The sequence below is a fragment of the Pseudomonas sp. P4_B4 genome (assembly GCF_056402255.1).
Genome location: NZ_JBFUHS010000052.1, coordinates 1 through 24,063, shown reverse-complemented (window position 1 = coordinate 24,063; position 24,063 = coordinate 1). Strand labels below are relative to the sequence as shown.

Genomic DNA, 24,063 nt, shown 5'->3' with positions numbered 1-24,063 from the left:
TGGTTTTGCGATGCTGGATAACTGATGACGTGAACGGCCAACCGGCCTGACGACAACCCTGGGCTCTCACACGGCTGAAAGGCCGTTCCACTAATTAGGGTCGTTGGGCATCGATTCTCATCGAGGCGCGGGGCGACAACCCCAACTCAGACGCCGGATAGATGAAAGCAAGCCAAACACGACATCAACAACAGTATTGCAGAAAAGGGGGTAACCATAGATGTGGGAGCGGGCTTGCTCGCGAAAGCGATCTCAAAATCAATATAGATCTACGGGATCAACATCCAAAGACCAGCGCACCGCCCGCCCGCTCGGCATCTGCTCCAGCACCAGCAACCAACTGGCCAGCAATCGATGCAAGGGTGCCCGCGCCGTAGCCTGCAACAACAGCTGCGCACGATAACGCCCGGCCCGGCGCTCCATCGGTGCGGGGACCGGTCCCAATAATTCGATCCCCGTCAGATTCTGCTCGACCAGCAAACGCTCCGCCTCGCTGCACGCCTCATCCAGGAAACCTTCGGCCTGACCCGGTTTATGCGCCTCGGCCCGCAGCAGCGCCAGGTGCGCAAACGGCGGCAATCCGGCCGCACGACGTTCGCTCAAGGCCTGTTCGGCAAAGGCGAAATAGCCTTGCTCGGTCAATTGCACCAGCAGCGGATGGTCGGCCAGGTGCGTCTGGATAATCACCTTGCCCGGCTCTTCGGCGCGACCTGCGCGACCAGCGACCTGGACGATCAGCTGCGCCATGCGCTCGCTGGCGCGGAAGTCGCCGGAGAACAGGCCACCGTCGGCGTCAAGGATCGACACCAGCGTCACCCGTGGAAAGTGGTGACCTTTGGCAAGCATCTGCGTGCCGATCAGGATGCACGGCTGGCCTTTTTGAATGGTTGCGAACAACTGGTTCATCGCATCCTTGCGCGATGTGCTGTCGCGGTCGACCCGCAGCACCGGATAGTCCGGGAACAGAATCGCCAGGCGCTCCTCGGCCCGTTCGGTGCCGGCGCCAACGGGGCGCAGATCGACCTTGTTGCACTTCGGGCACTGGCGCGGCACGCGTTCGACGTAGCCGCAATGGTGGCAGCGCAACTCGCCGTAACGCTGATGCACGGTCATCCGTGCATCGCAACGCTGGCATTCGGACATCCAGCCACAGTCATGGCATAGCAGGGTCGGGGCGAAGCCGCGGCGGTTGAGGAATACCAGGACTTGTTGTCCGGCGGCCAGGGTCTGGCCGATGGCTTGTTGCATCGGCCCGGAAATGCCGCTGTCCAGCGGGCGGCTTTTGACATCCAGACGCAGGAAGCGTGGCTGTTTGGCGCCGCCGGCGCGCTCGGTCAAGCGCAGCAGCCCGTAGCGGCCGGTGTAGGCGTTGTGCAGGCTTTCCAGCGAAGGGGTGGCGGAGCCGAGGACAATCGGGATGTTTTCCTGTCGCGCCCGCACCAATGCCAGATCACGGGCGTGGTAGCGCAAACCTTCCTGCTGTTTATAGGAGCCGTCGTGCTCTTCGTCGATGATGATCAGGCCGGGGTTCTTCATTGGTGTGAACAGGGCCGAGCGGGTGCCGATGATGATATCGGCCTCACCGTCCCGGGCGGCCAGCCAGGCCTCGAGGCGTTCGCGGTCATTGACCGCCGAATGGATCAGCGCGATACGGGCATTGAAACGCTGTTCGAAGCGCGCCAGGGTCTGCGGGCCGAGGTTGATTTCCGGGATCAGCACCAGCGCCTGCTTGCCGGCCTCCAGGGTTTCGCGGATCAACTGTAGATAGACTTCGGTCTTGCCGCTGCCGGTGACGCCGGCCAGCAGGAACGCGTGATAACTGTCGAAGCCGGCGCGAATCGCCTCATAGGCGGCGCGCTGCTCCGGATTCAGCGGGAGTTCCGGTTGCGCCAGCCAGTGTTCGTGGCGTGCGCCCGGGGCGTGCCGGCGGATCTCGACCTGCACCAGATCCTTGGCCAGCAGCAAATCCAGGCTGTCCTTGCTCAGCATCAGTTTGCTCAGCAATTGATGGGCGACGCCATGGGGATGCTGGGCCAGCGTGGCCAGGGCTTCGCGCTGGCGCGGGGCGCGGGCGATGCGCGGATCGTCGAGGCTGGCCCCCGGCGCGGCGGACCAGAAACGCTCCTGGCGTGCTTCGGCCAGCTCACCCTGGCGCAGCAAAACCGGCAGCGCCCAACTCAAGGTGTCGCCGAGGCTGTGCTGGTAATACTGGGACGTCCACAGGCACAGCTTGAACAGCGCCGGCGGCAGCGGTGGCGTAGCGTCGAGCAGGGCCAGGGCCGGCTTGAGTTTCTCTACCGGTACTTCGCTGGTGTCGGTGACTTCCACCAGAATACCGATCATCTCCCGTCGGCCGAACGGCACCCGCAGGCGCATGCCAGGATGCAGATGGGCGCGCAGGACGCCGGCCGGAGCGCGGTAGTCGAACAGGCGGCGCAGCGGCGAAGGCAGGGCGAGGCGCAGAATGGCGTCGGGCACGCGGGGGGATCTCGATTAGCAGGCAACAAAAGAAGGGGTGGACGCAGATCAATTGTGGGAATGCGCTTGAGGCCGGGAGCCTAGCAGACGGTCGGTCTCAGGGACAGCTTGCGTGAATGGGATTGTCTGGTAGAATCCGCGGCCTAATTACGTGCGGTATTCAACAATAGTGTTGGGTGGCGGCACGCTAGCCTGAGGAAGACACCATGAAAGCTGATATCCATCCAGAATACCCAGCAGTTGCTGTTACCTGCAGCTGCGGCAACAAGTTCGAAACCCGTTCGACCTTCGGCAAAGCCCTGGCGATCGACGTTTGCAACGAATGCCACCCGTTCTACACCGGTAAGCAGAAGACTCTGGACACTGGCGGCCGCGTTCAGCGCTTCGCCGACCGTTTCGGTGCTTTCGGCGCGAAAAAGGCCTAAGGCCAATCAACTTGGGAAGCCGTTCCGGTTTTTCCATGCTGATGAAAAAGGCGTCCCTCGCGGGCGCCTTTTTTGTGTCCGCGATTTGGCTATCCAGCGCCCAGGCGTTTTGCCCGGCGCCAAGCGGCCTGACGCCCGTTGCGGTGCAGCGGGTGGTGGATGGCGATACCCTGCGCCTGAGCGATGGCCGCAATGTGCGCATGATCGGCTTGAACACGCCGGAGCTAGGCAAGAATGGCCGCTCTGACGAACCGTTCGCCGTGGTCGCGCGCAAGCGGCTCGAAGCCCTGGTGGCGGCGAGTGATGGGCAGGTTGGTTTGCTGCCAGGTAAAGAAAGCAAAGACCATTACGGTCGCACCCTGGCCCATGTCTACGGTGCCGATGGCGCCAACCTTGAAGCGCAAATGCTCGCCGAAGGCCTGGGTTTCCAGGTGGCCGTGGCGCCGAATGTCGATCTTGTCGCCTGTCAGCAAGCTGCGGAACGCAGCGCCCGCCAGGCTGGGCTCGGTGTATGGCGCCAGTCGCCTGTACTGAAAGCGGAGCAGATCAGCACTTCCGGTTTTGCCGTGCTCAGCGGTCGTGTGAGCAAGGTTCAACGCAATCGTGGCGGGGTTTGGATCGAGTTACAGGATTCGGTTGTATTGCGCGTTGCGCCCAATCTCCTGGGGCGGTTCGATGCAGCTACGCTGGAAAGGCTCGAGGGCAAGCAAATCGAGGCGCGCGGCTGGGTCCTGGATCGTTCGCGGCGTGGCGGTCTCAAGGAGGGTCAGGCACGCTGGATGTTGCCCTTGACCGACCCGGCGATGCTTCAAACGGCGCAGTGATAAAGAATTGTAGACATTTTTTCTGTCGATTGTGAACAGTCTATCCCTTGTGTTCCGTGGCTCTTGGCCCAAAGTCGTAGGGCCGGGCGCTTGACAGGGGTGACCGGTCAGTCTTGTGGGGACTTTGCGAGGCGCGTATCCTCGCTGACCAGTCTGTCCAACAGTAAAAGCGGAATGCCAAAATGTCTGATCTGAAAACTGCCGCTCTCGAATATCACGCCAATCCTCGTCCAGGGAAGCTGAGTGTCGAGCTCACCAAGGCCACTGCTACCGCTCGCGACCTGTCGCTGGCCTACAGCCCGGGCGTAGCCGAACCAGTCCGCGAGATCGCCCGCGATCCTGAACTGGCCTACAAGTACACCGGCAAAGGCAACCTGGTTGCAGTCATTTCCGATGGCACCGCGATTCTCGGCCTGGGTAACCTCGGCCCATTGGCTTCCAAGCCAGTGATGGAAGGTAAAGGCGTGCTGTTCAAGCGCTTCGCCGGTATCGACGTTTTCGACATCGAAGTCGACTCCGAAAGCCCGCAAGCCTTCATCGACACCGTCAAGCGCATCTCCATCACCTTCGGTGGCATCAACCTGGAAGACATCAAGGCACCAGAGTGCTTTGAAATCGAACGCGCTCTGATCGAGCAGTGCGATATTCCGGTATTCCACGATGACCAGCACGGCACCGCTATCGTGACCGCGGCCGGCATGATCAACGCCCTGGAAATCGCTGGCAAAACCCTGCCGGAAGCCAAGATCGTCTGCCTGGGTGCCGGCGCCGCCGCCATCTCCTGCATGAAGTTGCTGGTGAGCATGGGCGCCAACATCGAAAACATCTACATGGTCGACCGTACCGGCGTGATCCACTCCGGCCGTGACGACCTGAACCAGTACAAGGCTGTGTTCGCTCACGCGACCGACAAGCGCACCCTGGCTGACGCCCTGCAAGGCGCTGACGTGTTCGTTGGCCTGTCCGGCCCGAACCTGCTGAGCGCTGAAGGCCTGCTGTCGATGGCGCCTAACCCGATCGTGTTCGCCTGCTCCAACCCGGATCCGGAAATCGCCCCGGAACTGGCGCACGCCACCCGTAACGACGTGATCATGGCCACCGGTCGTTCCGACTACCCGAACCAGGTCAACAACGTACTGGGCTTCCCGTTCATCTTCCGTGGTGCCCTGGACGTTCGCGCCAAGCGCATCAACGAAGAAATGAAAGTGGCTGCGGCCAACGCCCTGCGTGAACTGGCCAAGCTGCCAGTACCTCAGGAAGTGTGCGATGCCTACGGCGGCATCAAGCTGGAATTCGGTCGTGAGTACATCATTCCGAAGCCAATGGATGCCCGTTTGATCACCCTGATCTCCGATGCCGTGGCTAAAGCCGCCATCGAGACCGGTGTGGCGACCCTGCCGTATCCGAAGAACTACCCGCTGAAAAGCGTGGATGACGTGTTCAACGGATAAAAGCAGTCGCCCATAAAAAACCCCAGCCAAGTGCTGGGGTTTTTTATGGGCTCAAAGCGGCAAGTTACAAGCTGCAAGTTAAAAGCAGGTGCGGGCCACTAGCTTCTTCTTGTGGCTTGCAGCTGCTCCTCTAGAACAAATCGATCGGCGCCGCTTCATCCGCTGGCAGCGGGCTGCCAGGTGCCAGGCCGTTACCCAGTTCGTTCCCCGACGGTGGCGTATCTTCGACCTTGAACAATTCGAAGTAGGCCCCTGGCGTGCCCGGGCTGGCTGCGCGGCCGCTGATCGGATCGACTCGCAGGCTGAGGATGCCTTCCGGCTCCGGTTGCGTATGCGGCGGTTTGCCTTTGAGCGCGGCGCCCATGTAGTTCATCCAGATCGGCAGCGCGACGGTGCCGCCGAATTCCTTGCGGCCCAGGCTTTCCGGTTGATCGAAACCGGTCCACACCGTCGTCACATAATCGGCGTTGTAACCGGAGAACCAGGCGTCCTTGGATTCGTTGGTCGTACCGGTCTTGCCGGCAATGTCAGGGCGGCCCAAGGCCAGCGCGCGGCGACCGGTGCCGAGCTTGATCACGTCCTCAAGCATGCTGTTGAGGATGTACGTGGTGCGCCCGTCAACGACGCGTTCGGCCACGGCGGGTGCTTGTGGCGCCTGCGTAGTGCCCGGGGCTTCGCCTGGCGTTGCGTTGACCGTGAAGGCTTGAGGGGCGGGCACGGCAATGCCATCGCTGGCTGCACCGCCCTGAGGCACGCTCGGCGGATTGGCGACGAACAGCGTGTCACCGTTGCGGCTTTCGATCTTGTCGATGATGTACGGGGTGATCTTGTAGCCGCCGTTGGCGAAAGTGCTCCAGCCGGTGGCGATTTCCATTGGCGTCAAGGTCGCGGTGCCCAGTGCCAGGGACAGGTTGGGTGGCAGGTCCTGTTTGTTGAAGCCGAAGCGCGTGATGTAGTCGATGGTCTTGCCGACGCCCATCGCTTGCAGCAGGCGGATCGACACCAGGTTGCGCGACTTGTACAGCGCTTCACGCAGGCGGATCGGGCCGAGGAAGGTGTTGGTGTCGTTCTTCGGACGCCAGACCTTGTCCAGATACTCGTCGACGAACACGATCGGTGCGTCGTTCACCAGGCTGGAGGCGGTGTAGCCGCTATCCAGTGCGGCAGCGTAGACGAACGGTTTGAAGCTCGAACCCGGCTGGCGCTTGGCCTGCAATGCGCGGTTGTAGTTGCTCTGCTCGAAGGCGAAGCCGCCGACCAGCGAACGAATGGCACCGTTCTGTGGGTCCAGGGATACCAGCGCGCCCTGGGCCTGCGGGATCTGGCTGAACTTCAGCGAATTGTCCGGCTGACGCTGCACGCGAATCAGATCGCCGACCTGGGCTACGTCCGATGGTTGTTTCGGGTTGGCGCCCATGCTGTTGGTATTCAGGAACGGCCGGGCCCACTTCATGGTGTCCCAGCTCACGTGTTCCTGGCCGGTGCGGGTCAGCACTTGCAGGCCGTTCTTGTCGATCAGGGTCACGATGGCCGGTTCCAGGCCGCTGATGGTGCGTTGCTTGGTCAGCTCGGTTGCCCAGGCTTCGCGAGTCTTGCCCGGCAGCCGCGACTCGGGCCCGCGATAGCCGTGGCGCTGATCATAGGTCATCAGGCCTTCATGGACCGCAGTGTTGGCCAGTTCCTGGAGGTCGCTCGGCACCGTGGTGGTGACGCGAAAGCCTTCGGTATACGCGTCGCTGCCATAACGCCCGACCATTTCGGCACGGGCCATTTCGGCGATGTACGGGGCGTTCACTTCCGGGGTCGGCACGTGATAGCTGGCATTCAGCGGTTCGTTGACCGCAGTGGTGTAGTCGGCCTCGCTGATTTTTCCGAGCTTGTACATGCGCCCCAGGATCCAGTCACGACGCTCCTTGCTGCGCGCCGGGTTGGCCAGCGGGTTGAAACGCGACGGCGCCTTGGGCAGGCCGGCGATCATAGCCATCTGCGCCAGGCTGACATCGCGGATCGATTTGCCGTAATAGACCTGCGCCGCCGCCTCGATGCCGTAGGCACGGTTACCCAGATAGATCTTGTTGACGTACAGCTCGAGGATCTCGTCCTTGGTCAGCTGCCGTTCGATCTGCAGGGCCAGCAGGATCTCGGTGGTTTTGCGCGAAAAGCTGCGTTCGCTGGACAGGAAAAAGTTCTTCGCCACCTGCATGGTGATCGTGCTGCCGCCGGACTGGATGTGTCCGCTTTTGATCAGCTGGGTCGCGGCACGCATCAGGCTGCTCGGATCGACGCCGTAGTGGTTGGCGAAATTGTCGTCTTCAGCACTTAGTAACGCATTGATGAAATTGGGGGGAATGTCGGCGAAACGGATCGGTGTGCGGCGCATTTCGCCGAACTCTGCAATCAACTTGTTATCGCTACTGTAGACCCGCAAAGGGATCTGCAACTGGATGCTTCTCAGCGCCTCCACGGACGGTAGTCCGGGACTAAGGTAAAGGTACGCCCCGCTCAGACCCAGAAGGAGTCCGCAGAAAACCGCGACGATGGACCAACCGAAAAACTTCAGCAGACGAATCAAGGCTTTTGGATATCCAGGGTAAAAATGAATTGGGCAACAGGGTTCAGGCTAAATGAGAACAACCCGCGCTTGAGCAAATGCGGAAAAAAAACGCTGGGCATTATAAGCATTTTTCTGATCGGGAGCGCGGTTGGCGCTGCTGTCAAGACGGGTGGATTGAACGCAATGGATATTGCAGAGTCCGTAACTCACGGAAAGTCATAGGGAATTGGTAGTGCCAGGACTCTTCAACAAAAAATCCAATACGCTCTTGGGAATCGATATCAGCTCCACCTCGGTGAAACTTCTGGAGTTGAGCCGTCAGGGTGAGCGCTTTCGGGTCGAGGCCTATGCGGTCGAGCCGTTGCCGGTCGGCGCGGTGATCGAAAAGAATATCGCCGAGCTCGAAGGCGTGGGGCTGACCCTCGCGCGCGCGCTGGCCAAGGCCAGAACCGGTCTAAAGAACGTGGCCGTGGCCGTGGCGGGCTCAGCGGTGATCACCAAGACCATCGAGATGGATGCCGGTCTTTCCGAGGACGAGATGGAAAGCCAGCTGAAGATCGAGGCTGATCAGTACATTCCTTATCCCCTGGACGAAGTCGCGATCGACTTTGAAGTCCAGGGCACCTCCGTGCGCAATCCGGATCGCGTCAACGTACTGCTCGCCGCTTGTCGCAAGGAAAACGTCGAAGTCCGCGAGGCAGTCCTGGCCCTGGCGGGGTTGACCGCCCGCGTGGTCGATATCGAGGCCTACGCGCTGGAGCGTTCATTCGAATTGCTGGCCAGCCGGCTCGCGGTTTCCGGGGAGCCTTTGACGGTCGCAGTGGTGGACATCGGTGCCACCATGACCACCCTGAGCGTGCTGCACAACGGGCGGATTATCTACACCCGCGAACAACTGTTCGGCGGTCGGCAGTTGACCGAGGAAATCCAGCGTCGCTATGGCCTGACGCTGGAGCAGGCGGGGCTGGCGCAAAAGCAGGGCGGCCTGCCGGATGACTATGCCGGTGAGGTCTTGCAGCCATTTCGAGAGGCACTTGTGCAGCAGGTGTCGCGCTCGTTGCAATTCTTCTTTGCCTCAGGCCAATACAGCGCCGTCGACCATGTCCTGCTGGCCGGCGGTACCGCGTCGATCCCGGGGCTGGACGGTTTGATCGAGCAGCAATTGGGTACGCCGACCCAGGTCGCGAACCCTTTTTGCGAAATGACTCTGGGCAGCAAGGTCAATGGTGCTGCCCTGGCGAGTGATGCCCCGGCGCTGATGATCGCCTGTGGTCTGGCCCTCAGGAGCTTCGACTGATGGCACGGATCAACCTTTTACCTTGGCGCGAGGAGCGGCGTGAAGTCCGCCGCAAGCGCTTCCTGCTGGTCCTGGTGGCCGTGATGGTGGGCACGATGGGCGCGGTGCTGGTCGCGAACCAGGCCATCAGCGGCGCCATCGACCGGCAAGTCGCCCGTAACGATTACATCGGCAAGCAAGTCGCCGTGGTCGATGAGCGGATCAAACAGATCAATGATCTCAAGGCGCGCCGTCAGCAACTGGTCGAGCGCATGCGCATCATCCAGGACCTGCAAGGCAATCGCCAAATCAGCGGGCGAATATTTGACCAGTTGGCGCGAGCACTGCCTGACGGCGTGTATTTCACCGAAGTGAAAATGACCGCAAAGACCTTGTCCATCACCGGCGCTGCGCAATCCAACAACCGTGTTTCAGAATTGATGCGCAATCTCGAGGCATCGGACTGGTTCGATGCGCCGAGCCTGACCGAAGTCAAGGCTACAGCTGTCGGCCAGGTGGAGCAGGCCAACGTCTTCCGGTTAACCGTTCGCCAGACTCAGCCCGCAACACCGGAGGGGGGCAAATGAGTCCGTCCGAATGGTTCGAAGGGCTGCGCAAGATCGACATCAATGACCTGGATACCAGCAACATGGGTTCCTGGCCGCCGGCGATCAAGTTTCTGGTGGCTGGTTTGCTCGTGCTTCTGGTGCTGGCCCTGGGCTACAACTTTTCCACTCGCGACCTTGTGAGCCAGCTCGATCTCAAGCGCGAGGAAGAGTCGACACTCAAGGAACAGTTCGCCGACAAAGCCCGCATGGCGGCGAATCTGGATCTCTACACCCGGCAGTTGAAGGAGATGGAGAACGCCTTCGGCGTGCTGTTGCGGCAACTGCCCGGCGACACCGAAGTGCCCGGCTTGCTGGAAGACATCACGCGTACGGGCCTGGGCAGTGGCCTGGAGTTCGAAGAGATCAAGTTGCTGCCGGAGGTCGCCCAGCCGTTCTACATCGAACTGCCGATCCAGATCACGGTCACCGGGGATTACCACGACCTGGCCACCTTCGTCAGTGGTGTGGCCGGATTGCCGCGAATCGTCACCTTGCACGATTTCGACCTTGCCCCCGTCAGCCCCGAGGGTGGTCCGAAACTGCGCTTGAGCATCCTCGCCAAGACCTACCGCTACAACGACAAGGGACAGCATCAATGAGCCCGGCACGTTGTTTTTCGGTGGTGGTGTTGCTGTCTGCCCTGTCCGGTTGTGGCGCAGGCGATGACTACACCGATCTGGACGCGTACATGAACGAAATGCGCCTGCATGGGCCGGGCAGGATTGAACCAACGCCGGTATTCCGGTCTTACCCGACATTCACTTACAACGCGGCGAATCTGCGCAGCCCGTTTTCGCCACAAATCAGCACTGATCTGGCGGCCCAGCGGCGGGGTTCGCGTAACGTCAAACCCGACCCAGGGCGGGTCAGGCAATACCTCGAAGGCTTCAACATCGAGCAGTTTGAAATGGTCGGCACCCTTTCCAATGCAACGGGCTCCTATGCCCTGCTGCGCGGGGCGGGTGGGGTGCACCGGCTGAAAGTCGGCGATTACCTGGGGCGTAACGACGGACGGATCGTTGCGATCAGTGGCTCGCAAGTCGATGTGGTTGAAATTGTCCCTGATGGTCAGGGCGCGTGGCTGGAGCGTCCCCGGACCATCCCTTTGAAAGAGCACTCATAGTGGAACTCCAATAATGAACAGGATTCTCTCCACCGTCGGCCTTTCGCTATGGATAGCGTTGTTGTCGCCGATGGTACAAGCGGCCAATCTCAAGGCGCTGGATGTCGCTGCGCTGCCGGGTGACCGTGTCGAGTTGAAGTTGTCGTTCGATGAGCCGCCCCCGGTGCCCCGCGGCTACACGACGGAGTCGCCGGCTCGGATTGCCCTGGATTTACCGGGTGTCGCCAGTCAGCTGGCCAGCAAGACTCGCGATCTCGGCAGTGGAAATGCCCGTAGTGCAACGGTGGTGGAGGCCGGGGACCGTACGCGATTGATCATCAACCTGACCCGGCCGGCCCCGTACGACTCGCGAATTGAAGGCAACAATTTGCTGGTAGTTGTCGGGCAGGGAGTCAAACCGTCGACATCCAGGCCGGCGGCCGCAGCAATGCCGGTTCCGGCACGAGCCGCCGCGACGGCAGGCAAGGCCATTCGGGGTGTGGATTTCCAACGGGGAACCCAGGGTGAAGGCAACGTGGTGATCGACTTGTCGGATCCATCGATTGCGCCCGACATACAAGAGCGCGAGGGCAAGATCATCGTCGGATTTGCCAAAACCCGATTGCCCGAGCCATTACGCGTGCGTCTGGACGTGAAGGATTTCGCCACGCCAGTGCAGTTCGTCAATGCCAGCGCGAGCGGCGATCGAGCCACCATCAGCATTGAACCCGGTGGCACGTTCGATTACTCGACCTATCAGACTGACAATAAGCTCACGGTCAGCGTTCGCCCGGCGACGGTCGACGAGCTGCAAAAGCGCAATGCCAGGCAACAAGCCTACAGCGGCGAGAAGCTTTCGCTGAATTTCCAGGACATCGATGTGCGCTCGGTGCTGCAACTGATCGCCGATTTCACCAACCTCAATCTGGTGGCCAGCGACACTGTCCAGGGGGGAATTACCCTGCGTTTGCAGAGCGTGCCGTGGGATCAGGCGCTGGATCTGGTGCTGAAAACCAAGGGGCTGGACAAGCGCAAGGTCGGTAATGTCCTGCTTGTTGCGCCGGCCGATGAAATTGCTGCCCGTGAGCGTCAGGAGCTGGAATCGCAGAAGCAGATTGCCGATCTGGCGCCGTTGCGTCGGGAATTGTTGCAGGTGAATTACGCCAAGGCGGCGGACATCGCCAAGCTTTTCCAGTCGGTGACCAGTGCCGAAGCGAAACCCGACGAACGGGGGTCGATCACCGTCGATGAGCGCACCAACAACATCATTGCCTACCAGACCCAGGACCGGCTTGATGAGCTGCGCAGGATCGTCACGCAACTGGATATCCCGGTGCGTCAGGTCATGATCGAGGCGCGCATTGTCGAAGCCAACGTCGACTATGACAAAAGCCTCGGGGTGCGCTGGGGCGGTTCGATACAGAACAAGGGCAACTGGAACACCTCCGGCGTCAGCAATGGACTCAATGGGTCATCGACCATTGGCACGCCCGGCAGTACCAGCACCAACTCACCGTTCGTCGACATGGGCGTAGCCAACAACACCTCGGGAATCGGCATCGCGTTCATCACCGATAACGTCTTGCTGGACCTGGAGCTGACGGCGATGGAGAAAACCGGTAACGGGGAAATCGTCTCGCAACCCAAGGTGGTCACGTCCGACAAGGAAACCGCGAAAATCCTCAAGGGCACCGAGATTCCCTATCAGGAAGCCAGTTCCAGCGGCGCGACTTCGGTGTCGTTCAAGGAGGCTTCGCTGTCGCTGGAGGTGACGCCGCAGATCACGCCCGACAACCGGATCATCATGGAGGTCAAGGTCACCAAGGACGAACCGGACTTCCTGAACAAGGTCCAGGATGTACCGCCCATCAAGAAAAACGAAGTTAACGCCAAGGTCCTGGTCAACGATGGCGAGACCATCGTCATTGGCGGTGTTTTCTCAAATACTCAGAGCAAGGTTGTAGATAAGGTGCCATTTCTTGGCGATGTGCCGTATCTTGGCCGCCTTTTCCGGCGTGATGTGGTTTCGGAGAAAAAATCCGAGCTGTTGGTATTCCTCACTCCGCGTATCATGAATAATCAGGCGATTGCTGTGAGTCATTGATTCTGTGCGAAATTTGATTCTTGTTGGACCGATGGGTGCTGGAAAAAGCACCATCGGCCGGTTGCTGGCCAAAGAGCTGCGCCTGCCATTCAAAGATTCCGATAAGGAAATTGAATTGCGCACGGGCGCCAATATCCCTTGGATCTTCGATAAAGAAGGCGAACCGGGCTTTCGTGATCGCGAGCAGGCAATGATTGCCGAGCTGTGCGATTGCGACGGTGTGGTGCTGGCGACAGGCGGGGGCGCGGTCATGCGCGAAGCCAATCGGCGGGCACTGCATGCCGGTGGGCGGGTGGTTTATCTGCATGCGTCGGTCGAGCAGCAGGTCGGCCGCACGTCCCGCGACCGCAATCGGCCATTGTTGCGTACCGCCGATCCGGCCAAGACCCTTCGGGATCTGTTGGCGATCCGCGATCCGCTTTATCGGGAAATTGCCGACCTGGTGGTCGAAACCGATGAGCGGCCGCCACGAATGGTCGTACTCGACATTCTAGAGCGCTTGCAGCAGTTGCCACCCCGTTAAAGCGTCGCGCGAAATGCGCTATCCTCGGCGTCCCGCCATGACCGCTCAAGGTTGTGGCGGTTGGCTACGGAACGGCGTCACACCAGCAGAGGCCGTGGATATTCGTTAACTCAAGGCAGAACGCCTGATTCCATCTTCACTGTGGGGACACATGCAGACACTCAAGGTCGATCTAGGCGAGCGCAGCTACCCGATTCATATTGGCGAAGGTTTGTTGGATCAGCCTGAGCTGCTGGCCCCGCACATTCGCGGACGGCAAGTAGCGATCATCTCCAACGAGACTGTTGCGCCGCTCTATCTCGAGCGTCTGACCCGCAGCCTGGCGCAGTTCTCGGTGATTTCCGTGGTACTGCCGGACGGTGAAGCCTTCAAGACCTGGGAAACCCTGCAACTGATTTTCGATGGTCTGCTGACCGCCCGGCATGACCGCCGCACCACGGTGATCGCCCTTGGCGGCGGTGTGATCGGTGACATGGCCGGCTTTGCCGCCGCCTGCTACCAGCGCGGCGTCGATTTCATTCAGGTTCCGACCACGCTGCTGTCGCAGGTCGACTCCTCGGTGGGTGGCAAGACGGGGATCAACCATCCGCTGGGCAAGAACATGGTCGGCGCCTTCTATCAGCCGAACGTGGTGCTGATCGATACCGCCAGCCTCAATACCCTGCCGGCGCGGGAACTGTCCGCCGGGCTGGCCGAAGTCATCAAGTACGGGCTGATCTGCGATGAGCCGTTCCTGACCTGGCTCGAAGACAACGTCGACCGCCTGCGCAATCTGGACCAGCAAGCCCTGACCTATGCCATCGAACGCTCCTGCGCAGCCAAGGCGGCGGTGGTCGGTGCCGATGAAAAAGAGACGGGCGTTCGTGCCACATTGAACCTGGGCCACACGTTTGGCCACGCCATCGAAACCCACATGGGCTATGGTGTATGGCTGCATGGTGAGGCGGTGGCTGCTGGCACCATAATGGCGCTGGAAATGTCCGCGCGACTGGGCTGGATCAGCGAGCAGGAGCGTGATCGCGGCATTCGTCTGTTCCAGCGTGCGGGGCTGCCGGTCATTCCGCCGGAAGAGATGACAGAAGCCGATTTCCTCGAACATATGTCCATTGATAAAAAAGTGATCGACGGTCGTTTGCGCCTGGTGCTGCTGCGCCACATGGGCGAAGCGGTGGTGACCGACGATTATCCGAAAGAGGTTCTACAGGCCACGCTGGGGGCAGACTACCGCGCCCTGGCCCAGCTTAAAGGTTAATAAGAACACGATGACTAGTTTGCATGCCGACGAGGCTTTCCTCGGCCATTACCAGTTGAGTCATGACCCTTTTGCTCCACGGGTGCCTGGCTTCAAATTTTTCCCGGCCCAGCGCAAACCCGTGCTGGGGCAACTGCATCACCTGGCGCGTTATAGCCAGTTGTTGCTGGTGGTCACTGGCCCTCAGGGCAGTGGCAAGACTCTGCTGCGCCAGGCCCTGGTGGCCAGCACCAATAAGCAATCGGTACAGAGTGTGGTGGTTTCCGCCCGTGGTGCCGGTGATGCGGCGGGCATCCTGCGCCAGGTCGCCCAGGCGCTGAACGTGGCCCACGCCGAGATCGACACGATCCTGGGTCAGGTGGTGCAGCTTGCGCTGACCGGTCAGGAAGTCTATTTGCTGGTGGATGATGCCGAGCAGCTCGACGAATCTGCGCTCGAGGCCTTGATGGCCCTGGCTGCTGGTGCGCCGGAAGGGCGGCCCCATGTGTTCCTGTTCGGCGAGTCGTCGCTGATCGCTCAGCTTGATGCTTTGCACCTTGAGGAAGAGCGTTTTCACGTCATCGAGTTGCAGCCCTACACCGAAGAAGAGACTCGCGAATATCTGGATCAACGGCTTGAGGGGGCGGGTCGGGGGATCGAACTTTTCACCGCGGATCAGATCTCTGATATTCACGAAAGCTCCGACGGTTGGCCTGGCAACATCAACCAGGTTGCCCGCGATGCAATGATCGAAGCCATGATTGCCAGCCGCTCAGCGGTGAAGCGTCCAAAAATGGGGTTCAATATGCCGAAGAAACACGTATTGGCGATTTCCGCCGTCGTCGTGGTCGCGGTAGCTGCCGCCTGGTTGATGCCGGGTCGCAACAAGGCACCGACCACAGGTGCACCGGCCAACGAACAGGCGCAATTACCGCTTGGTCAGGGGCAGCCAACAGCAAATGGCGGTGCTCCGGCCGTCGAATTCGCCGGCAACACGCAGCCGATGCCATTGCCGTTGGTCGGTAACTCGCAACCGGTCATGCGCGGTCCGCTGGCTGAAGCGGCGGGTGGCATTACCGAGGGCGACGACGGCGTGCCGGTCGAAGGCTCCAGCGCCACACCGCCGACGGTGACCACCACTGCGCCGCCTGTGGGCGTTCCTGCCGGCCCTGCGCCGACGCCAGCGGCCAAGCCAACGCCTGCGCCGACTCAGGTCGCTACCGCCAAGCCAGCGCCTGCTCCAGTGGCCAAACCTGCTCCAGCCCCAGCCAAGCCAGCCGTTGCTGCGGCGGCCAAGCCTGCCGAGAAACCGGCTCCGGCGGCCAAGGCTGCTGGCGGCACCTGGTACGCCGGTCAGGCACCGGGCAACTACGTGGTGCAAATCCTTGGCACCAGCTCCGAAGCGTCCGCACAAAACTTCGTCAAGGAGCAGGGCGGCGAGTACCGTTACTTCAAGAAAGTCCTCAACGGCAAGCCGCTTTACGTCATCACCTACGGTAACTTCGCCAGTCGCGATGCAGCCGTAACTGCCATCAAGGCCTTGCCAGCGAAGGTTCAGGCTGGTAAACCTTGGCCTCGCACTGTCGCCAGCGTCCAACAGGAACTGGCAACAACTCGCTGAAGATTCGGCGGCCTTACCCAGGCCGCCTCTCCAAGCACCTCAAAATTTCTACAAGTGCGCGCCGCCTTCCGGGCTGCGTGCCTTGTGGTGTCTGCGTCATAGTAGCTTTTGAGTCGTAGCGGTCAAAATTAAAAAAAGTTTTGACTAGCACAGCAGATCGCTTTAAACCTTTCACAAATGCGACATAGATTTGCGACATTTCGTCGTCAAATTTGTGGGGCCAAGTGTCGGTGTGTACAATGACCTCCCTTTTGCTCCCGCAAAGCTGGCGTACGTTCGGCGCGGATGGCAAGTGGTTGAATTGAAAAGAAATTTGCCTCGAAAAGAGGCAGCCTGGTGAGAAAGCGTCTATGAAAGCAGGTCTGTACCAACCAGATGAATTCAAGGATAACTGCGGTTTCGGCCTGATAGCCCATATGCAGGGCGAGCCCAGTCATACCCTTTTGCAAACGGCCATCGAGGCCCTGACCTGCATGACCCACCGCGGTGGGATTAATGCCGACGGCAAGACCGGTGACGGTTGCGGTCTGCTGATTCAAAAGCCGGACGTGTTCCTGCGAGCCATCGCCCGGGAAACGTTCGGCGTCGAAATGCCCAAGCAATATGCAGTGGGCATGGTCTTCTTCAACCAGGACCCAGTCAAAGCCGAAGCCGCTCGCGAGAACATGAACCGCGAGATCCTGGCCGCCGGCCTGCAGCTGGTTGGCTGGCGCAAAGTGCCGATCGACACCAGCGTCCTCGGCCGCCTGGCCCTTGAGCGCCTGCCGCAGATCGAGCAAGTATTCATCGGCGGTGAAGGCCTGAGCGATCAGGACATGGCCGTCAAGCTGTTCACCTCCCGTCGTCGCTCGTCTGTGGCCAACGCCGCTGACACCGACCACTACGTCTGCAGCTTTTCCCACAAGACCATTATTTACAAAGGCCTGATGATGCCGGCGGACTTGACCGCCTTCTATCCGGACCTGAGCGATGAGCGCCTGCAAACCTCGATTTGCGTGTTCCACCAGCGCTTCTCCACCAACACCCTGCCGAAATGGCCGCTGGCTCAACCGTTCCGCTTCCTGGCGCACAACGGCGAGATCAACACCATCACCGGCAACCGCAACTGGGCCGTGGCCCGTCGTACCAAGTTCACCAATGACTTGATGGACCTGGAAGAACTCGGCCCGCTGGTCAACCGTGTCGGTTCCGACTCCTCGAGCATGGACAACATGCTGGAGCTGATGGTCACCGGTGGCATCGACCTGTTCCGTGGCGTGCGGATGATCATTCCGCCTGCGTGGCAGAACGTCGAGACCATGGATCCGGATCTGCGTGCGTTCTACGAATACAACTCGATGCACATGGAACCGTGGGACGGCCCAGCCGGCGTGGTAATGACCGACGGTCGTTACGCGGTGTGCCTGCTCGACCGTAACGGTCTGCGTCCGGCGCGTTGGGTCACCACCAAGAACGGCTTCATCACCCTGGCCTCGGAAATCGGCGTCTGGAACTACCAGCCTGAAGACGTGATCGCCAAGGGCCGTGTGGGCCCGGGCCAGATCTTTGCCGTGGACACCGAAACCGGTCAGATCCTCGACACCGACGCTATCGACAACCGTTTGAAGTCCCGTCATCCGTACAAGCAATGGCTGCGCAAGAATGCCCTGCGCATCCAGGCGACCATGGAAGACAACGACCACGGTTCGGCGTTCTACGACGTCGATCAGCTCAAGCAATACATGAAGATGTACCAGGTCACGTTCGAAGAGCGCGACCAGGTGCTGCGTCCGCTCGGCGAGCAAGGCTACGAAGCCGTGGGCTCGATGGGCGACGATACGCCGATGGCCGTGCTGTCCCAGCGCGTGCGCACGCCGTACGACTATTTCCGCCAGCAGTTCGCGCAGGTGACCAACCCGCCGATCGACCCGCTGCGTGAAGCCATCGTCATGTCGCTGGAGATCTGCCTCGGTGCCGAGCGCAACATTTTCCAGGAGTCGCCGGAACACGCTTCGCGCGTGATCCTCAGCTCGCCGGTCATTTCCCCGGCCAAGTGGCGCTCGCTGATGAACCTCGATCGTCCGGGCTTCGAACGCGCGATCATCGATCTGAACTACGACGAGAGCGTCGGCCTGGAAGCTGCGATCCGCAACGTTGCCGATCAGGCTGAAGAAGCCGTGCGCGCCGGTCGTACCCAGGTTGTGCTGAGTGACCGTCATATCGCCCCGGGCAAGTTGCCGATCCACGCGTCCCTGGCTACCGGCGCGGTGCACCACCGCCTGACCGAGAAAGGCCTGCGTTGCGACTCCAACATCCTGGTGGAAACCGCGACCGCTCGCGATCCGCATCACTTCGCCGTGTTGATCGGTTTCGGCGCCTCTGCCGTTTACCCGTTCCTGGCCTATGAAGTGCTGGGCGACCTGATCCGTACCGGTGAAGTGCTGGGCGACCTCTACGAGGTGTTCAAGAACTACCGTAAAGGCATCACCAAGGGCTTGCTGAAGATCCTGTCGAAGATGGGCATCTCGACCATCACTTCGTACCGTGGTGCGCAGTTGTTCGAGGCCATCGGCCTGTCCGAGGAAGTCTGCAACCTGAGCTTCCGTGGCGTGCCGAGCCGTATCAAGGGTGCGCGTTTCGTCGACATCGAAGCCGAGCAGAAAGCCCTGGCCACCGAAGCCTGGAGCCCGCGCAAGCCGATCCAGCAGGGTGGATTGCTGAAGTTCGTCCACGGTGGCGAATATCACGCGTACAACCCGGACGTGGTCAACACCCTGCAGGCCGCCGTGCAGCAGGGCGACTACAGCAAGTTCAAGGAATACACGTCGCTGGTGGACAACCGCCCGGTGTCGATGATCCGCGACCTGCTGAAAGTCAAAACCCTCGACACTCCATTGGATATCAGCGAGATCGAACCACTGGAATCGGTGCTCAAGCGCTTCGACTCCGCCGGTATCTCGCTGGGCGCCCTGTCGCCGGAAGCTCACGAAGCCCTGGCCGAAGCCATGAACCGCCTCGGTGCGCGTTCCAACTCCGGTGAAGGCGGCGAAGACCCGGCGCGCTACGGCACCATCAAGAGCTCGAAAATCAAGCAGGTTGCCACCGGCCGTTTCGGTGTGACCCCGGAATACCTGGTCAACGCTGAAGTGCTGCAGATCAAGGTCGCCCAGGGCGCCAAGCCTGGCGAGGGTGGTCAGCTGCCAGGCGGCAAGGTCAACGGTCTGATCGCCAAGCTGCGTTACGCAGTACCGGGCGTGACCCTGATTTCGCCACCGCCGCACCACGACATCTATTCGATCGAAGACTTGTCGCAGCTGATTTTCGACCTGAAGCAAGTCAACCCGAAGGCTCTGGTCTCGGTGAAGCTGGTAGCAGAAGCGGGCGTCGGCACCATCGCCGCCGGTGTGGCCAAGGCCTACGCGGACCTGATCACCATCTCCGGCTACGACGGCGGCACCGGTGCATCGCCGCTGACCTCGATCAAATACGCTGGCGCTCCGTGGGAACTCGGCCTGGCCGAAACCCACCAGACCCTGCGCGGCAACGACCTGCGTGGCAAAGTCCGGGTACAGACCGACGGCGGCCTGAAAACCGGCCTCGACGTGATCAAGGCGGCCATCCTCGGCGCTGAAAGCTTCGGCTTCGGCACCGCGCCAATGATCGCCCTGGGCTGCAAATACCTGCGCATCTGCCACCTGAACAACTGCGCCACCGGCGTCGCGACTCAGAACGAGAAGCTGCGCAAGGATCACTACATCGGTACCGTCGACATGGTGGTGAACTTCTTCACCTACGTCGCCGAGGAAACCCGTGAGTGGCTGGCCAAGCTGGGCGTGCGCTCCCTCGAAGAGCTGATCGGCCGTACCGATCTGCTGGAAGTCCTCGAAGGCCAGACCGCCAAGCAGCATCACCTGGACCTGACCCCGTTGCTGGGCAGCGACCACGTGCCGGCGGACAAGCCGCAGTTCTGTGGCGTTGAGCGCAACCCGCCGTTCGACAAGGGCCTGCTGGCCGAGAAAATGGTCGACATGGCCACCTCGGCGATCAACGACCTGAGCGGCGCTGAATTCGCCCTGGATATCTGCAACTGCGACCGTTCCATCGGCGCACGGATCTCCGGCGAAATCGCGCGCAAGCATGGCAACCAGGGCATGGCCAACGCGCCGGTCACGTTCCGCTTCAAAGGCACGGCCGGGCAGAGCTTCGGCGTGTGGAACGCCGGCGGCCTGAACATGTACCTGGAAGGCGACGCCAACGACTACGTCGGCAAGGGCATGACCGGCGGCAAGCTGGTGATCGTTCCGCCGAAGGGCAGCGTCTACCGCACTCAGGACAGTGCCATCATCGGCAACACCTGCCTGTACGGCGCCACCGGCGGCAAGCTGTTCGCCGCTGGTACCGCGGGCGAACGTTTCGCCGTGCGTAACTCCGGTGCCCACACCGTCGTGGAAGGCACTGGCGATCACTGCTGCGAGTACATGACCGGTGGTTTCGTCTGCGTATTGGGCAAGACCGGTTACAACTTCGGTTCTGGCATGACTGGCGGTTTCGCCTACGTGCTCGACCAGGACAACAGTTTCGTTGACCGGGTCAACCACGAACTGGTGGAAATCCAGCGGATCAGCGGCGAGGCGATGGAAGCCTACCGCAGCCACCTGCAACGCGTGCTGAACGAGTACGTCGAGGAAACCGACAGCGAGTGGGGTCGTGAACTCGCCGAGAACCTCGATGATTACGTGCGTCGTTTCTGGCTGGTCAAGCCCAAGGCTGCCAACCTGAAGTCGTTGCTTTCCAGCACCCGTGCCAACCCGCAGTGATATGCGCCTGAAGAGTTTGATGAGGTTTTAAAATGGCTGAACGTCTGAATAATGACTTCCAGTTCATCGAGGTCGGGCGCAAGGATCCGAAGAAGAAACTGTTGCGTCAACGCAAGAAAGAGTTCGTGGAAATCTACGAACCGTTCAAACCCCAGCAGTCGGCCGACCAGGCCCACCGCTGCCTGGGTTGCGGTAACCCGTATTGCGAATGGAAGTGCCCGGTGCACAACTTCATTCCCAACTGGCTGAAGCTGGTGGCCGAGGGCAACATCCTCCAGGCCGCCGAGCTGTCGCACCAGACCAACACCCTGCCGGAAGTCTGCGGCCGGGTGTGCCCGCAGGACCGTCTGTGCGAGGGTGCCTGCACCCTCAACGACGGCTTCGGCGCGGTGACCATCGGTTCGGTGGAGAAGTACATCACTGACACCGCGTTCGCCATGGGCTGGCGCCCGGACATGTCCAAGGTCAAGCCGACCGGCAAGCGCGTCGCGATCATCGGTGCCGGGCCTGCGGGCCTGGGTTGTGCCGACGTGCTGGTGCGCGGCGGCGTGACCCCGGTGGTGTTCGACAAGAACCCGGAAATCGGCGGTCTGCTGACCTTCGGCATCCCCGAGTTCAAGCTGGAAAAGACCGTACTGAGCAATCGTCGCGAAGTCTTCACTGGCATGGGCATCGAGTTCCGCCTCAACGCCGAGGTCGGCAAGGACGTGACCATGGAGCAACTGCTCGAAGAATACGATGCGGTATTCATGGGCATGGGCACCTACACCTACATGAAGGGCGGTTTTGCCGGTGAGGACCTGCCGGGCGTGTACGACGCACTGGACTTCCTGATCGCCAACGTCAACCGCAACCTGGGCTTTGAAAAGTCGCCGGCAGATTTCGTCGACATGAAAGGCAAGAAGGTCGTGGTACTCGGCGGTGGCGACACGGCGATGGACTGCAACCGTACTTCGATCCGCCAGGGCGCCAAGTCGGTGACCTGCGCCTATCGTCGTGACGAAGCGAACATGCCTGGCTCGCGCAAAGAGGTGAAGAACGCCAAGGAAGAAGGGGTGAAATTCCTCTACAACCGCCAGCCGATCGCCATTGTCGGTGAAGACAAGGTCGAAGGCGTGAAGGTGGTCGAGACCCGTCTCGGCGAGCCGGACGCCCGTGGCCGTCGCAGCCCCGAGCCGATCCCGGGCTCCGAAGAGATCATCCCGGCCGACGCCGTGGTCATCGCTTTCGGTTTCCGCCCGAGCCCGGCGCCGTGGTTCGAACAGTTCGAGATCCAGACCGACAGCCAGGGCCGCGTGGTGGCGCCGGAACAAGGTCAGTACAAGCACCAGACCAGCAACCCGAAAATCTTCGCCGGTGGCGACATGGTGCGCGGTTCGGACCTGGTGGTGACGGCGATCTTCGAAGGCCGTAATGCGGCGGAAGGGATTCTGGATTATCTGGGGGTCTAAACCCTGATCCTGAGCCGAATGCAGTAAAAATGTGGGAGCGGGCTTGCTCGCGAAGAGGGAGTATCAGTCGACAGTTTTGTTGCCTGACACACCGCATTCGCGAGCAAGCCCGCTCCCACAGTTGTTTCGCGGTGTTGCTAAACTTCGTATTTCATTGCGACAAATTGACCCGATAGACAAAAGCCTCCGCTCTTGCCGTGCCTTTTGCGCCCGGCTCTGAGAAAATGCCCGTACTTTTTTTCCGGATGCCGACATGACTGCCCTGAAGAACGACCGTTTCCTGCGCGCCCTGCTCAAGCAACCCGTAGACGTCACCCCTGTGTGGATGATGCGTCAGGCCGGTCGCTACCTGCCTGAATACCGCGCCAGCCGTGCCAAGGCTGGCGATTTCATGAGCCTGTGCATGAACCCGGCGTTCGCTTGCGAAGTCACGATGCAGCCTCTCGACCGCTATCCACAGCTGGATGCGGCGATCCTCTTCTCCGACATCCTGACCATCCCCGATGCTATGGGCCAGGGCCTGTATTTCGAAACCGGCGAAGGTCCGCGCTTCAAGAAAGTCGTCAGCACCCTGGCCGACATCGAAGCCCTGCCGATTCCTGATCCGCAGAAAGACCTGGGCTACGTGATGGACGCGGTCAGCACCATCCGCCGCGAACTGAACGGCCGCGTGCCGCTGATCGGTTTCTCCGGCAGCCCGTGGACCCTGGCGACCTACATGGTCGAAGGCGGCTCGTCGAAAGACTTCCGCAAGACCAAGGCCATGCTTTACGACAACCCGCAAGCCATGCACCTGCTGCTGGATAAACTCGCGCAGTCGGTCACCAGCTACCTCAATGGCCAGATCATGGCCGGTGCGCAAGCGGTGCAGATTTTCGACACCTGGGGCGGCAACCTGTCGGCGGCGGCGTACCAGGAGTTTTCCCTGGCCTACATGAAGAAAATCGTCAGCGGCCTGATCCGCGAGCACGAAGGCCGCAAGGTGCCGGTGATCCTGTTCACCAAGAACGGTGGCCTGTGGCTGGAAAGCATCGCCGACGCCGGTGCTGATGCATTGGGTCTGGACTGGACCTGCGACATCGGCAACGCCCGCGCCCGTGTCGGCGACAAGGTCGCACTGCAAGGCAACATGGACCCGACCGTACTCTACGCCAAACCGGAAGCCATCCGCGCAGAAGTCGGGCGTATTCTGGCCAGCTACGGCAAGGGCAGCGGCCACGTGTTCAACCTCGGCCATGGCATCACGCCGGAAGTCGATCCGGAACACGCCGGTGCATTCCTGCGTGCCGTGCATGAATTGTCGGCGCAATATCACGAGTAACGGTCGACGCCGTTTTCCAGAAGCCTGTCCCGCCTCGTGCCGGACAGGCTTTTTTATGGTGCGCCCAGCATGGGCGCAATCTTGTGGGTGAAAGTCCCGCCGTAAGCTGACCACAGCGAACGAAGCGAAGCGCAACTGCATGAGGGCGACCGAGTGTGGGGAGGAAGCGTGGAGCGAAACCGCGAGCCGATGAACAAGAACCGGATACAAGGCGAAGCCGATCAGGGCGAGCGAGCCATAAATCGCGAAGCTCTTGTGGTCAAAGATCAGGCTGCGTAAATCCGGCGGTTGTGCGGGG

16 protein-coding genes are annotated in these 24,063 nt (G+C 60.9%); 14 read left to right on the top strand and 2 right to left on the bottom strand.

Annotated elements, in window-relative coordinates:
- Window positions 1–258: 258 nt before the first annotated feature.
- Complete coding sequence (locus tag AC1DVE_RS29705) at window positions 259–2,478, bottom strand: primosomal protein N' (RefSeq protein ID WP_223457593.1); 2,220 nt, start codon at window positions 2,476–2,478, stop codon at window positions 259–261.
- Between the two features lie 206 nt (window positions 2,479–2,684).
- On the opposite strand from AC1DVE_RS29705, the gene rpmE reads away from it, so the two are divergent.
- The 3 genes from rpmE to AC1DVE_RS29690 all read left to right on the top strand — a co-directional run bounded on the left by rpmE (window position 2,685) and on the right by AC1DVE_RS29690 (window position 5,178).
- Window positions 2,685–2,903, top strand: a complete 219-nt coding sequence (gene rpmE / locus AC1DVE_RS29700) for a 50S ribosomal protein L31 (protein WP_008047849.1) — start codon at window positions 2,685–2,687, stop codon at window positions 2,901–2,903.
- A gap of 35 nt (window positions 2,904–2,938) precedes the next feature.
- A complete protein-coding gene (locus tag AC1DVE_RS29695) occupies window positions 2,939–3,727 on the top strand; it encodes a thermonuclease family protein (RefSeq protein ID WP_223457595.1) in 789 nt (262 codons plus the stop codon).
- Between the two features lie 182 nt (window positions 3,728–3,909).
- The gene (locus AC1DVE_RS29690) at window positions 3,910–5,178 is read left to right on the top strand and encodes a malic enzyme-like NAD(P)-binding protein (protein ID WP_095942355.1); all 1,269 of its coding nucleotides are present in this window, start codon (window positions 3,910–3,912) and stop codon (window positions 5,176–5,178) included.
- Window positions 5,179–5,308: 130 nt separating this feature from the next.
- Here AC1DVE_RS29690 and AC1DVE_RS29685 read toward each other — a convergent pair whose 3' ends face one another.
- A complete protein-coding gene (locus tag AC1DVE_RS29685) occupies window positions 5,309–7,747 on the bottom strand; it encodes a penicillin-binding protein 1A (RefSeq protein ID WP_411741774.1) in 2,439 nt (812 codons plus the stop codon).
- Between the two features lie 217 nt (window positions 7,748–7,964).
- Here AC1DVE_RS29685 and AC1DVE_RS29680 point away from each other — a divergent pair, with 217 nt between their 5' ends.
- From AC1DVE_RS29680 to hemE, 11 genes are all read left to right on the top strand, one after another.
- Window positions 7,965–9,029 (top strand): pilus assembly protein PilM, encoded by a 1,065-nt coding sequence (locus AC1DVE_RS29680; RefSeq protein ID WP_223457599.1) that lies wholly within the window; start codon window positions 7,965–7,967, stop codon window positions 9,027–9,029.
- The gene (locus AC1DVE_RS29675) at window positions 9,029–9,595 is read left to right on the top strand and encodes a PilN domain-containing protein (protein ID WP_223457601.1); all 567 of its coding nucleotides are present in this window, start codon (window positions 9,029–9,031) and stop codon (window positions 9,593–9,595) included. The genes AC1DVE_RS29680 and AC1DVE_RS29675 overlap by 1 nt, the downstream gene beginning before the upstream one ends.
- On the top strand, window positions 9,592–10,215 hold the full coding sequence (gene pilO, locus AC1DVE_RS29670; RefSeq protein ID WP_223457609.1) for a type 4a pilus biogenesis protein PilO: 624 nt from the start codon (window positions 9,592–9,594) through the stop codon (window positions 10,213–10,215). Before AC1DVE_RS29675 ends, pilO begins: the two co-directional genes overlap by 4 nt.
- Complete coding sequence (locus tag AC1DVE_RS29665; RefSeq protein ID WP_223457611.1) at window positions 10,212–10,739, top strand: pilus assembly protein PilP; 528 nt, start codon at window positions 10,212–10,214, stop codon at window positions 10,737–10,739. The genes pilO and AC1DVE_RS29665 overlap by 4 nt, the downstream gene beginning before the upstream one ends.
- Window positions 10,740–10,752: 13 nt before the next feature.
- Complete coding sequence (locus tag AC1DVE_RS29660; protein WP_223457613.1) at window positions 10,753–12,822, top strand: type IV pilus secretin PilQ; 2,070 nt, start codon at window positions 10,753–10,755, stop codon at window positions 12,820–12,822.
- Window positions 12,823–12,826: 4 nt separating this feature from the next.
- Complete coding sequence (aroK, locus tag AC1DVE_RS29655) at window positions 12,827–13,345, top strand: shikimate kinase AroK (protein ID WP_057712350.1); 519 nt, start codon at window positions 12,827–12,829, stop codon at window positions 13,343–13,345.
- Between the two features lie 151 nt (window positions 13,346–13,496).
- Window positions 13,497–14,597: a 3-dehydroquinate synthase gene (gene aroB, locus AC1DVE_RS29650; protein WP_223457615.1), complete on the top strand. Its 1,101-nt coding sequence runs from the start codon at window positions 13,497–13,499 to the stop codon at window positions 14,595–14,597.
- A gap of 10 nt (window positions 14,598–14,607) precedes the next feature.
- Window positions 14,608–16,197 (top strand): AAA family ATPase, encoded by a 1,590-nt coding sequence (locus tag AC1DVE_RS29645; protein ID WP_223457617.1) that lies wholly within the window; start codon window positions 14,608–14,610, stop codon window positions 16,195–16,197.
- A 350-nt stretch (window positions 16,198–16,547) separates the two neighbouring features.
- Window positions 16,548–20,993, top strand: a complete 4,446-nt coding sequence (gene gltB, locus AC1DVE_RS29640) for a glutamate synthase large subunit (protein WP_223457619.1) — start codon at window positions 16,548–16,550, stop codon at window positions 20,991–20,993.
- A gap of 32 nt (window positions 20,994–21,025) precedes the next feature.
- Window positions 21,026–22,444 (top strand): FAD-dependent oxidoreductase, encoded by a 1,419-nt coding sequence (locus AC1DVE_RS29635; RefSeq protein ID WP_223457622.1) that lies wholly within the window; start codon window positions 21,026–21,028, stop codon window positions 22,442–22,444.
- Window positions 22,445–22,697: 253 nt separating this feature from the next.
- A complete protein-coding gene (gene hemE, locus AC1DVE_RS29630) occupies window positions 22,698–23,765 on the top strand; it encodes a uroporphyrinogen decarboxylase (protein ID WP_223457624.1) in 1,068 nt (355 codons plus the stop codon).
- Window positions 23,766–24,063: the final 298 nt, after the last annotated feature.

Bases quoted from the DNA above. Each gene is read 5' to 3' on its own strand.
- rpmE (WP_008047849.1), top strand. From the start codon at position 2,685: ATGAAAGCTGATATCCATCCAGAATACCCAGCAGTTGCTGTTACCTGC.
- AC1DVE_RS29695 (WP_223457595.1), top strand. From the start codon at position 2,939: ATGCTGATGAAAAAGGCGTCCCTCGCGGGCGCCTTTTTTGTGTCCGCG.
- AC1DVE_RS29690 (WP_095942355.1), top strand. From the start codon at position 3,910: ATGTCTGATCTGAAAACTGCCGCTCTCGAATATCACGCCAATCCTCGT.
- AC1DVE_RS29675 (WP_223457601.1), top strand. From the start codon at position 9,029: ATGGCACGGATCAACCTTTTACCTTGGCGCGAGGAGCGGCGTGAAGTC.
- pilO (WP_223457609.1), top strand. From the start codon at position 9,592: ATGAGTCCGTCCGAATGGTTCGAAGGGCTGCGCAAGATCGACATCAAT.
- AC1DVE_RS29665 (WP_223457611.1), top strand. From the start codon at position 10,212: ATGAGCCCGGCACGTTGTTTTTCGGTGGTGGTGTTGCTGTCTGCCCTG.
- AC1DVE_RS29660 (WP_223457613.1), top strand. From the start codon at position 10,753: ATGAACAGGATTCTCTCCACCGTCGGCCTTTCGCTATGGATAGCGTTG.
- aroB (WP_223457615.1), top strand. From the start codon at position 13,497: ATGCAGACACTCAAGGTCGATCTAGGCGAGCGCAGCTACCCGATTCAT.
- AC1DVE_RS29645 (WP_223457617.1), top strand. From the start codon at position 14,608: ATGACTAGTTTGCATGCCGACGAGGCTTTCCTCGGCCATTACCAGTTG.
- gltB (WP_223457619.1), top strand. From the start codon at position 16,548: ATGAAAGCAGGTCTGTACCAACCAGATGAATTCAAGGATAACTGCGGT.
- AC1DVE_RS29635 (WP_223457622.1), top strand. From the start codon at position 21,026: ATGGCTGAACGTCTGAATAATGACTTCCAGTTCATCGAGGTCGGGCGC.
- hemE (WP_223457624.1), top strand. From the start codon at position 22,698: ATGACTGCCCTGAAGAACGACCGTTTCCTGCGCGCCCTGCTCAAGCAA.